Here is a 12,689-nt window from a genome sequence, read left to right on the forward strand (position 1 = left end):
CCCCCGTTGCGGGCCATGCGGGTGGTACGGCTGAGCCCCACCATCCGAGGAAGCCCGGGAGACGACCATCCGCCGCAGACGCCGGCAGCGCTGCCGCACCGACCCGATCGGCTAGCCATGCTTATCTGGGCTTATCCATGCTCAATCGGGCTTACTCGGGCTTACTCGGGCCTACCCGGGCTTACAGCGCGCCCTTGCGCGTCAGATGGTTGAACATGAACCACCCCGGCAGCACCGGCAGCCAGAGCGTCAGCGTCCGGTACAGCAGCACCGATGGCGTTGCGACCTCCTTGGGTACCCCGGCGGCGATCAGACCCAGGATCAGCGCGCCTTCGACCGCCCCCACACCACCCGGTGTGGGCGCCGCAGACCCGATGGCATTGCCCGCCAGGAAGACCACGGCGAGGCTCGCATAGCTCAGCGGCTGGTGCCCGTCGCCGAAGGCCCTGATCGATGCGTCCAGACACATCACGAACGCACCGGTCAGCAGCAGCATCCCGCCGATGCCGGTGATGAGCTTCCCCGGCCGCTGGAGCACGTCGAGCATCCGGGGCACCACACCGGCGAACAGCGACCGCAGTCGGGTCGCGACGAACTTCCGCAGGAACGGAATCGCCGTCACCACCAGCACCAGCACCGCGACCGTCAGCAGACCGGCGATCACGGTCCTGGACGGATTGAGGGACGGTGTCTTCTCCGTCCCGGTGAGATAGCCGAAGGTGAGCAGCAGCAGGATGTGGGCGCCCAGACCGAAGAGCTGTGACGCCCCCACGCTCGCCACCGCGAGCCCTGGCCGGACCCCCGAACGTTGGAGGAACCGGGTGTTCAGGGCGACACCGCCCACCGCCGCCGGCGCGACGATCTTCACAAAGGAGCCTGCGACCTGCGCCGCCACCGTCCGGGGGAACGGCACCCGCTCGGGCACGAAGCCCAGCAGGCTCATCGCGGCGGCCATGTACGTGAGCGCAGAGAAGGCCGCAGCGGCGGCGACCCAGCCCCAGTGCGCATGGCTGAAGTCCGTACCGAAGTCATTGCCCGCGATCTGCGAGAGCAGGAAGTACGCGGCGACGGCGCCGGCGATCAGGCTCACCAACGTGCGCGGCCGGATGCGCTCCAACCGGACCGGCTCGACCGGGGCCTGCGGTCGGATCAACAGCACCTGATGGCGGATCTGGGTGAGCAGATCCTCCTCCCGCACCTCATCGAGAGCCTCGTCGATGGCCTTCTTGTCGGCCTGCTTCTCCGCACGCTCCGCTTTGCGCGCGACCTTGGCGTCCTCGTCCGCGGATCTCGCCGATGCCTCGGAGCGGGCCCGCTTGGCGGCGGCCGACGCCTCCAGCGTGGCCTCCCGCTCCCGCTCGGAGCGCTCCCGCGCCAGTTTGCGCAGCGTCGCCCGCGTCGATCGGGTGAGCGCGATCGGCTGGAGCAGCGGCAGACAGTTGGCCACCTTGTCCGGACCGAGGACCTCCAGTGCGGTGGCCACCGCACGCCCCGCCCCCACCCGCAGTCCGATGGTGGTCAGGAGTTGGGCGATGTCCATGCGGAGGACCACATCGCCCGCGGCGATCTCGCCACCGCGGAGATCGGTCAGGATCACCTTGCCGGAACGATCCACCAAGATGGCGTCACCGTTCAGCCGGCGGTGGGCGATGCGGCGCGACTGCAACGCCTTGACCTGCCGCCACGCCCCCCGCACCACGTCGTCGGTGATCTCTTCGTCCGTCATCGCGTCCAGCGAACGACCGCCGAGGTGCTCGTACACGAGCATCACCGCGTCCGGCCCCAACTCCGAGGTAGCGATCAGCTTGGGCGCATTGGCGCCGGCGGCGATCGCCGCGTACGCGAGCAGCGCCTCCTGCTCCAGCGCCTGCCGCAGCGACTGGAGCGAGCGCCGGGTGGTGATCGAACGCAGGGTCAGCCGACGCCACACCCGGTAGAAGAAGCCCTGTGCCTGCTGTTCCCGGTCGACGACCGTGACGTCGAGCGGCGGGCCGTCCTCCAGGGTGACGAGATAGCGCCGACCCCGGTCGTTCTGGTCCGTGCCGGCGCCGTCCTGACGCTGCGGCACCAATTCGGGGACGTCCTCGGCGCGCATCGCCTTGACCGGGTGGAAACCGACGTGACGCAGTCCCGCCATCAGGGTCTGGCCGGTGGGGCGCACATTGGGCGAGCCAACGGCGTACAACGTGCCGTAGGCGACCGTCCAGCCGAGCAGCACCGTCAGGATGATCGAGAACGGTGTCGTGTAGCCCGCTACGAGCATCGCGAACGCGTCCAGCAGCAGCACCACCCACAAGACCACCCGCCAACGCGGTCTTCGGGCCATGCCGACCGCGGTCATATAGGCGATGACGGGTGCCAGATAGCCATGGACCGGATCGGTGAGTCCGCCATTGGTCTGGGTCTGGGTGAGGGCGTCCTGAAGGGTCCCCGGGGCGGCCCGGGCGACCCAGAGGTCGGTGGCCAGCGTGACCCCGTGCGCGAGCACGGCGGCGAGCACGCCATCGGCGATCCGCAGCCCGTCCCGTTTGATCAGGCGTTCGATGGCGAAGGCGACGGGGACCAACAGCACGGCGATGCTGGAGACCAGACCGGCGATCTTCACCAGGAGGTCGGGAGCCTGCCCGGTGCCCTTGCTGATGTCGTGTTCCAGCCCGGACGTGGTGCCACTGGCGAAGGCGGCGATGGCGAGCACCACGGCGATGGCGAGCACGCCGATGAGCAGGCGCAGCAGGTCGGAAGGCCGGTGCACACGGGCGGCGAGCAGTGGCTCATCGCCCGAGACCCGGTCGACGCCGCCGATGTCCGGTGCGTCCCTGCACACGTCTTCCACGGCGTCGCCCTGGTCGTTCGACGGCTCGCTCGCGGTGGGCGCGCCGTCCTCGGTATCGGGCCCGGACGGTCGTTCCTGCGGCGCCGAACGGTCGCTCTCGGCGGTCGGCCGTTCCGAGTCGTCCGTCGGTGAATCGTCCGTCGGCGAGTGGACCGGCGACAGCGGACCGGGTCCCTCGTCGCCCGACGCCCTGTCGGAACCGTGCGGATCTTCCACCCTGTCGAGCCCCTTGGACGGAACGGATGCGTCCGGGTACGCCTCGGTCTCAGGGATGCCCGCCGCCCCACCTGGCTGCACGCCCTGCTCCTCGGTCGTCTCGGTCTCTTCTTGATCTCGTATCACCAGTCACCGCCCGCACGATGGTGGCACGACCTGAGGACAGAGCGGGGAATCAGGGTGTATCGCGGGGAGATGAACCGGGTGATACGGAGCACTTCATCGAATGCTGACCATTGTCCACCCCCGCCGTCCCTCCTGCGGTTTATCCACAGGCACCCCGAAGCCTGTCGGTGGGGTGCGGCAGGATGGGAGGGGTGGAAGAGCTGTCGCACCGCGAACAACCCGAACATCCCGAGTACGGCGAACACCCTGATCACCCCGAGTACCCCGAATACGCCGAGCGGGTGCTCGATGTCGTCGAGCTGATCCCGCCCGGTCGGGTGATGACCTACGGCGACATCGCGGAGTGGCTCGAAGAAGGCGGCCCGCGCCAGGTGGGTCGCGCGATGGCCCTGTACGGCGGGGCGGTGGCCTGGTGGCGCGTCGTCCGGGCGGATGGCACCTTGCTGCCCGGCCACGAGCAGGAGGCCATGGCGGCCTACCGCAGCGAGGGCACCCCCCTGCGCCAGGCCCCGGTCAGCGCGGAGGGGCATCTGCCCCGCCTCGACATGAAGCGCGCCCGATGGGACGGCAGATCCGGTGGTGACGATGCTCACGGTGAACCGCCGCTGGCCGACGGCGCGGCGGCCCCCGGCGCACCCCAGGCGGGCCCGCACGACGACACCACGGCGCCCAAGAGCAGCCGGCACCCGAGCGGGACGGGCACCGGAGCACGCACACCGGCCCGCGGCACGGACCGCCGCGGCGCGACGAGCGGAGGCCGCCACGGCAACGGCTGACCCAGTGCCACACCCCCCTACACGGTAGGCATCAGGCGGCGTAGCGTCGTCGACGCGCGGCACCGGCCGCTCCGTCATCACCAGCACACCCACCAGGACCGGCGATCCACGTGAGCTCCTCCTCCACCACCGGGAATCCCCCGTACCAGCGACAGGTACGGCGGCGGACCCCGGGCGCATACCGGCTGGTGCGGACGCAGCCGGGCACGGTGGGCCCCCCTGTGCTGGACGCCGCACAGCGCGCGGTGGTTGACCACGACTCCGGCCCACTCCTGGTCCTCGCAGGTCCGGGAACGGGTAAAACCACCACACTCGTGGAGGCCGTGGCCAAGAAGGTGGCCGAGGGCACCGACCCGGAACGCATCCTCGTCCTCACCTTCAGCCGCAAGGCCGCGGTCGAACTGCGCGACCGCATGGCACTGCGCCTCGGCGGCACCCGCGGCCCGCAGGCCACGACGTTCCACTCCTTCTGCTACGCACTGGTCCGCGCCCACCAGGACTCCGACCTCTTCGCCGAGCCCCTGCGTCTGCTGTCCGGCCCGGAGCAGGACGTGGCCGTACGAGAACTGCTCACCGGACAGCTGGACCTGGAGGCCCGCGGACTGGCCCGCCACCACTGGCCCGACGAACTACGGGCCTGCCTGACGACCCGCGGATTCGCCGACGAGGTCCGCGCGGTGCTGGCGCGCAGCCGCGAACTGGGCCTCGGCCCCACGTCCCTGGCCAGCTTCGCCGCCCGCACGGGCCGCCCTGACTGGCGGGCCGCCGCCTCCTTCCTCGCCGAGTACCTGGACGTCCTCGACATGCAGGGCGTCCTCGACTACGCCGAACTGGTCCACCGTGCCGTGCTCCTCGCCGAGCGCACCGCCTCGCCGCGCGCCTTCCCCTACGAGGCGGTGTTCGTCGACGAGTATCAGGACACGGATCCCTCGCAGGTGCGACTGCTCCGGGCGCTCGCGGGCGGGGGGCGCACCCTGGTCGCCTTCGGCGACCCCGATCAGTCGATCTACGCTTTCCGCGGCGCCGACGTCAACGGCATCCTCAACTTTCCCGATGCCTTCCCGCACCGTGACGGGACCCCGGCGAAGGTGGCGGTCCTCGGCCGGTCCCGTCGCAGCGGAGCGAAACTGCTGGCGGCGACCCGACTGCTCACCCGACGGATGCCGCTGACGCAACTGCCCGCCGACAAGGTGCGGGCCCACCGGGATCTCGAATCCACCCGTGGCGGCGGCAGTGTCGAGGCGTACACCTTCCCGACCGCCTCCACGGAACTCGACAACATCGCCGACATCCTGCGCCGGGCCCATCTGGAGGACGGGGTCCCCTGGCACGAGATGGCGGTCCTCGCCCGTGCCGGAAGCCGCACTCTCCCGTCCATCCGGCGGGCCCTGACCTCCGCGGGCGTCCCCCTCGAAGTGGACGGGGCGGATGTGCCCCTGCGCCATGAACCGGCGGTGGCGCCCCTGCTGACCGCTCTGCGTGTGGTGGCGAGCGTCGCCGGAGCCACCGCGACGGCACCGCACGAGCGGCAGGAGCCACAGGAACCATCGGCACCGCACGAGCCCACCGACCCGCACGAGCCCACCGACCCGACCGAGAGCACCGGGTCGACCGAGCCCATCGAGGAATCCGACGACCGCCCCGCCCACCCCGACGAGGCCCCCCCGCCCTGGCTAGACGTCGACACCGCACTCACCCTCCTCGCCTCCCCGCTCGCCGGCATGGACACCGCCGACCTGCGGCGCCTCGGCCGGGCCCTGCGCGACGAGGAGCGCACCGCGGGAAACCGCGTACCACCGCCGTCCGACCTCCTCCTCGCCCGTGCACTCGCCGAGCCCGAGCGACTGGTCGCGCACGACCCCTCGTACGCACGCAGGGCACAGGAACTCGGCCGACTCCTGCACCAGGCGCGGAGACTCCTCGAACGGGGAGGCACCGCGGAGGAGGCCCTGTGGGAACTGTGGAACGGCACCACCTGGCCGGCCCGGCTGGAGCGGGCCGCCCTGCGCGGCGGCGCCGCTGGCCGTCACGCGGACCGGGACCTGGACGCCGTGTGCGCCCTGTTCGACACGGCGGCCCGCGCCGAAGAACGCACCGGAGGCCGCGGCGCCCTGAACTTCATCGAGGAGATCGAGGCCCAGGACATCGCCGCCGACACCCTCACCGGCCGGGAGACCAGGCCCGACGCCGTACGACTGATGACCGCACACCGTTCCAAGGGCCTCGAATGGAGCCTCGTCGTCATCGCCGGCGTGCAGGAAGGACTCTGGCCCGACCTCCGGCGCCGCGGCTCCCTCCTGGAAGCCGACCGCATCGGCCGCGACGGACTCGCCGAACCCCTGACCCCGGGTGCACTCCTCGCCGAGGAACGCCGACTGTTCTACGTCGCCGCCACCCGCGCCCGCGACCGGTTGGTCGTCACCGCGGTCAAGGCACCCGCCGACGACGGCGACCAGCCCTCCCGCTTCCTCACCGAACTCGGCGCGGAACCGAACGACATCACCGGCCGCCCCCGACGCCCCCTCGCCGTCGCCGCGCTCGTCGCAGAACTGCGCGCCACCACCGTCGACCCCGACGCGACCTCGGCCCTCCGGGACGCCGCGGCCCGCAGGCTCGCCCGGCTCGCCGCCCTCACCGACGACGAGAGCATGCCGCTTGTCCCCTCGGCACACCCCGACCGCTGGTGGGGCCTCGACGAGCCCACCCGCAGCCAGGTCCCCCTGCGCGACCGGGACCAACCCGTCACCCTCTCCGGCAGCGCCCTGGACCAGCTCGCCAACACCTGCGCCCTCCAGTGGTTCCTGGGCCGCGAGGTGAAGGCCGACGCCCCGGCCACCGCCGCCCAGGGCTTCGGGAACGTCATCCACGTACTCGCCGACGAAGTCGCCTCCGGGCGCACCCCCGCCGATCTCGCCGTCCTCATGGAACGCCTCGACTCCGTCTGGGACGGGCTCGTCTTCGACGCGCCCTGGAAGTCGCAGCAGGAGAAGCAACACGCCCGCGACGCCCTGGAACGCTTCCTGCGCTGGCATGTGATGGACCGCGCAGGCCGCACCGCCGCCGCCACCGAACAGGACTTCTCCGTCACCTTGGAGGCGGGGGAGTACGAGGTGCGCATCCGAGGCTCCATGGACCGCGTCGAACGCGACGCCGACGGCCGGGCGTACGTCGTCGACTTCAAGACGGGCAAACAGGCACCCACCGGCGACGCCGTGGCCCGCCACCCCCAGCTCGCCGTCTACCAGCTCGCCGTACGCGAAGGCGCACTCGACGAGGTCTTCGACGGGAACCGACCCGATTCCGGTGGCGCCGAACTCGTCCACCTGCGCCAGGGCGCCCCCAAGAAGGAGGGCGGTGACGCACTGCCCAAGGTGCAGGCGCAAGAACCGCTCGCGGGGGAGTGGGTCGGCGAACTCCTCGCCAACGCCGCCGGCCGCGTACTCGACGAGCGCTTCACCCCTTCCACCGGACAGCACTGCACCAGCTGCGCCTTCCGTGCCTCGTGCAGCGCCCGCCCGGAGGGTCGACACATCATCGACTGAGCTGTGTGAGCTGTGTGAGCTGTGTGAGCTGTGTGACTGGGGCGGCCGGGGTGGCCTGTGTTGTGGCCGGGCTCCCTCTCCACCATGTCGACGTGCGCCCGCACCCACCGCACGGCAGGGGCTACCGGGACCGACTGTCACCGGCGCCCGTTAGCCTCATTCGTTGTGACCGCGCGCCTGACCGACCCCGAACAGCTCAAGGAGCTCCTCGGCATCCCCTTCACCCCGGAGCAGACGGCCTGCATCACCGCGCCGCCCGCGCCGCAGGTCATCGTGGCCGGCGCCGGCTCGGGGAAGACGACGGTCATGGCCGCCCGCGTGGTCTGGCTCGTCGGCACCGGCCAGGTCGCACCCGAACAGGTCCTCGGGCTCACCTTCACCAACAAGGCCGCCGGCGAGCTCGCCGAACGTGTCCGCAAGGCCCTCGTCCAAGCCGGCGTCACCGATCCCGACATCATCGACCCGGACCACCCCCCGGGCGAGCCCCGGATCTCCACGTACCACGCATTCGCCGGACAACTGCTCACCGACCACGGACTGCGCATCGGGCTGGAACCCACCGCCCGACTACTCGCCGACGCCACCCGCTTCCAGCTCGCCGCCCGAGTCCTGCGCGAGGCCCCCGGGCCCTACCCATCCCTGACGCGCTCCTTCCCCCTGCTGGTCAGCGATCTGCTGGCCCTCGACGCCGAACTGTCCGAGCACCTCGTCGAGCCGGAAGACCTCGCCGCGTACGACATCGAACTGCTCCGCGACCTCGACCACAGCACCCTCTCCAACGCAGACCTCCGCAAGATCCCCGAGACCGCCGCCGCCCGCCGTGAACTCCTCGAACTGACCCTTCGCTACCGCGCCGCGAAAAGCACCCGCGAACTCCTCGACTTCGGCGACCAGATCGCGCTCTCCGCCCGCCTCGCCCTCACCAGACCCGCCGTGGGGGCGACGCTCAGGAACGAGTTCCGGGTCGTTCTGCTCGACGAGTACCAAGACACCTCCGTGGCCCAAAGGCTCCTCCTCTCCGGACTCTTCGGCCAGCGCACCGGCCACGCAGTGACCGCGGTCGGCGACCCCTGCCAAGCCATCTACGGCTGGCGCGGAGCCTCCGTCGCCAACCTCGACGACTTCCCCGACCACTTCGCCGCCGCGGACGGCACCCCCGCCACCCGGTACTCCCTCAGCGAGAACCGCCGCAGCGGCGGCCGACTCCTCCACCTCGCCAACAACCTCGCCACCCCCCTCAGAGCCATGCACGAAGGCGTCGAAGCCCTACGCCCCGCGCCGGGAGCCGAGCGGGACGGATCGGTCCGCATCGCCCTGCTCCCCTCCCACGCCCAGGAGATCGACTGGCTCGCCGACTCCATCGCCCATCTCGTCCGCACCGGCAAGTCACCCGGCGAGATAGCGGTGCTGTGCCGCACGGCCGCCGACTTCCCCGAAATCCAGGGCGCCCTGGTCGCCAGGGACATTCCCGTAGAAGTCGTCGGACTGTCCGGACTGCTCCACCTCCCCGAAGTCGCCGACCTCGTCGCCGTCTGCGAAGTCCTCCAGGACCCCGGGGCGAACGCCTCGCTCGTCCGGCTGCTCACCGGCCCGCGCTGGCGCATCGGCGCCCGCGACCTCGCCCTCCTCGGACGCCGCGCCCGACTGCTCGTGCACCGCGCCACCACCGATGACCACGACCCGGACGAGCGCCTCGCCGCAGCCGTCGAAGGCACCGACCCGGCCGAGGTCACCTCCCTGGCCGACGCCCTCGACACCTTCCTCGACGCCGGCGGAGGCCATCCGGAGGACGGCCTACCGTTCTCGGCCGATGCCCGACGCCGCTTCGCCCGCCTCGCCGCCGAACTGCGCGAACTCAGACGAGCCCTCGCCGACCCCCTCATGGACGTGCTCCACCGCGTCCTCGGCACGACCGGCCTCGACGTGGAACTGTCCGCGTCCCCCCACGCACTCGCCGCCCGCCGCCGCGAGACCCTCGGCAACTTCCTCGACGTCGCGGCCGGCTTCGCAGCCCTCGACACGGACAGCACCCTCCTCGCGTTCCTCGCCTTCCTCCGCACGTCCGCGCAGTACGAGAAGGGCCTGGACAACGCACTGCCCGGAGGCGAGAACACCGTCAAAGTGCTCACCGCCCACAAGTCGAAGGGCCTGGAGTGGGACGTGGTCGCCGTGCCGGGACTCGTCGCCAAGCACTTTCCGAGCGATCAGCCGCGCGAGGCGTGGACCGCACACGCCCGGGTGCTGCCCCACGCGCTCCGCGGGGACGCGGCGACCCTCCCCGACCTCGGCTCCTGGGACGCCAGGGGGATCAAAGCCTTCAAGGACGCCATGAAGGCCCACCAGCACACCGAAGAGCTCCGCCTCGGCTATGTCACCTTCACCCGACCCCGTTCGCTGCTCCTGGCCTCGGGCCACTGGTGGGGCCCCACCCAGAAGCGCAAACGCGGACCCTCGGCCTTCCTGGAAGCCCTGTACGAACACTGCGCCCAGGGCCACGGCGAGATCGAGGCATGGGCGGACACACCGCCGGCGGACCTGGAGAACCCCTTCCTCCAGGAGTCCGGACCGGAGCGGGCCTGGCCGCTTCCCCTGGACGCGGACTCCCTGGTCCGCCGACGCCACGCCGCCGATCTCGTACGGGCCCACCTCGCTTCGGCCACGCACGATCACGGCCCAGGGGACACCAGGTCCCACCGCGACCCCGAGCCCCCGTACTCCGAACAGTCCAGGCGTACCCACGTCGACGCCCCGGCACCTGCCGGCGCCGAAGACGACCTCTTCCCCGCCGGATGGGAAGAACCCGACCCGTACGCACCCGATCCCTACGGGCCCGCCCCCGATGAGGACGAGCCGTACGACATCAGCCCGTACGCAGAGACATCTGACGACGACGTACCGCACTCCGCGGACGGCGACGGCGCCCACCTTCGCCAGCCCGGCCGGGACCGGGGCGACCTACCCCACCCCCGACGAGAAGCCGATGCCACCACCCCGGAGGAAGCCCGCACCATCGCCTCCTGGGACCGCGACCTCCAGGCCCTCACCCGTGAACTCCAACGCTCCCGCTCGACCACACGGACCGTCCCGCTCCCCGCATCGCTCACCGCCTCCCAGCTGATGCGGCTGGCCGCCGACCCCGACGGATTCGCCCAGGACCTGGCCCGGCCCATGCCCCGCCCGCCCCAGCCCGCAGCCCGACGCGGCACCAGATTCCACGCCTGGGTGGAATCCCGGTTCGAGGAACTCCCCCTGCCCATGCTCGGCCCCGAGGAACTCCCCGGAGCCGACCCCGACGACCACAGCACCGATCACTCCGAGATCACCGACGAGCACGACCTCGCCGCCCTCAAGGAAGCGTTCGAACGCACCCCCTACGCCCGCCGCACACCCCACCGCATGGAATCGCCCTTCCAGATCACCCTCGCCGGCCGGGTCATCCGGGGCCGCATCGACGCCGTCTACCGCACCACCGCCACCACTCCGGACGGGCTGACCACCCATGCGTACGAGATCGTGGACTGGAAGACCAGCCGCACCCTCACCGCCGACCCCCTCCAACTCGCCATCTACCGCCTCGCCTGGGCCGAGCAGCACGGCCTTGCCCCGGACGCCGTCGACGCGGCCTTCGTCTTCGTACGCAGCGGAGAGGTCGTACGCCCCAAGGCCCTGCCCGACCGCGCCGACCTGGAACGCATCCTGCTGGGCGAGACGGCGGAGGAAGGGCTCACCGACGCCCGTTAGGCTCACTGATATGAGCGACACCCCGGACAGCGCCGTCCGCCAGTACATCGAGCAACACCGCGTCGCCTTCCTCGACGACCTGGTGGAATGGCTGCGCATCCCCTCCGTTTCGGCCCAGCCCGAACACGCGGCGGACGTCCGGCGCAGCGCCGACTGGCTCGCGGCCAAGCTGCGCGAGACGGGATTCCCCACCGTCGAGGTGTGGACGACACCGGGTGCGCCCGCGGTGTTCGCCGAATGGCCGTCGCAGAACCCCGACGCACCCACCGTCCTCGTCTACGGCCACCACGACGTCCAGCCCGCGGCACCCGAGGACGGCTGGCACAGCGACCCCTTCGAGCCGCGCGCCGAAGCGGGCAGGCTGTACGCCCGCGGTGCCGCGGACGACAAGGGCCAGGTCTTCTTCCACACCCTCGGCGTTCGGGCGCACCTCGCCAGCACCGGCCGCAGCGCGCCCGACGTCCATCTCAAACTCCTCGTCGAAGGCGAGGAGGAGTCCGGGTCCCCGAACTTCCGCTCCCTCATTGAGAGCGCCAGGGACCACCTAGCCGCCGACACGGTGATCGTGTCGGACACCGGCATGTGGTCGCCCACCACCCCCACGGTCTGCACCGGAATGCGCGGCCTCGCCGAGTGCGAGGTGGAACTGCACGGCCCCGACCAGGACCTCCACTCGGGATCGTTCGGCGGCGCCGTACCCAACCCGGCGACCATCGCGGCCCGGATCGCGGGCTCCCTCCACGACGCCGACGAACGCGTCGCCATCCCCGGTTTCTACGACGACGTCACCCCGCTCACCGACGCCGAACGAGCGCTGTTCGCGAAGCTGCCGTTCGACGAAGCCGCCTGGCTGGCCACCGCGGGCTCGCACGCCACGCTGGGCGAGGCCGGCTACTCCACCCTGGAACGCATCTGGGCCCGCCCCACCGCAGAGGTGAACGGAATCGGCGGCGGCTACCAGGGCCCGGGCGGCAAGACGATCATCCCCGCGTCCGCCCGGCTGAAGCTCACGTTCCGTCTGGTCGCCGGGCAGGACCCCGACGCGATCGAAGTGGCGGTCAGCCGCTGGATCACCAACCTCATCCCCGACGGCATCCGCTTCGACATCGGATTCGCCCCCTCCACCCGCCCCTGCCTGACCCCGCTCGACCACCCGGCACTCCAGTCGGTCGTCCGCGCCATGAGCCGAGCCTTCGACGGGCAGCAGATCCTCTTCACCCGCGAAGGCGGCTCCGGCCCCGCGGCCGACCTCCAGGACGTCCTCGGCGCGCCCGTGCTCTTCCTGGGCATCTCCGTACCTTCCGACGGCTGGCACGCACCCAACGAAAAGGTCGAGGTGGACCTCCTGCTCAAGGGTGTCGAGACGGCCGCACACCTGTGGAGCGACCTCGCCACCCACAGCTGATCCGCGCAGAACCGAATCCCGATCCACCGGGGGAGATGGAAGTACGTGAG

4 protein-coding genes and 1 pseudogene are annotated in these 12,689 nt (G+C 71.3%); 4 read left to right on the top strand and 1 reads right to left on the bottom strand.

Translation table 11 applies throughout. The features are described 5' to 3' along the window. Positions 1 to 181 precede the first annotated feature (181 nt). Complete coding sequence (locus OID54_RS25360; RefSeq protein ID WP_443055674.1) at positions 182 to 3,130, bottom strand: lysylphosphatidylglycerol synthase domain-containing protein; 2,949 nt, start codon at positions 3,128 to 3,130, stop codon at positions 182 to 184. A 227-nt stretch (positions 3,131 to 3,357) separates the two neighbouring features. On the opposite strand from OID54_RS25360, the pseudogene OID54_RS39260 reads away from it, so the two are divergent. The 4 genes and pseudogenes from OID54_RS39260 to OID54_RS25380 form a co-directional block, all read left to right on the top strand. Next, positions 3,358 to 3,744: pseudogene (locus OID54_RS39260) on the top strand (MGMT family protein); the annotation flags it as partial. A gap of 317 nt (positions 3,745 to 4,061) precedes the next feature. Beyond that, positions 4,062 to 7,493: an ATP-dependent helicase gene (locus tag OID54_RS25370; RefSeq protein WP_329023077.1), complete on the top strand. Its 3,432-nt coding sequence runs from the start codon at positions 4,062 to 4,064 to the stop codon at positions 7,491 to 7,493. 165 nt (positions 7,494 to 7,658) lie between these two features. Next, entirely contained in the window at positions 7,659 to 11,234 is a 3,576-nt protein-coding gene (locus tag OID54_RS25375; protein WP_329023078.1) for a UvrD-helicase domain-containing protein, read from the top strand. Between the two features lie 10 nt (positions 11,235 to 11,244). Next, entirely contained in the window at positions 11,245 to 12,639 is a 1,395-nt protein-coding gene (locus OID54_RS25380) for a dipeptidase (RefSeq protein WP_329023080.1), read from the top strand. Positions 12,640 to 12,689: the final 50 nt, after the last annotated feature.

It is taken from the genome of Streptomyces sp. NBC_00690 (genome assembly GCF_036226685.1).
Classification (GTDB): domain Bacteria; phylum Actinomycetota; class Actinomycetes; order Streptomycetales; family Streptomycetaceae; genus Streptomyces.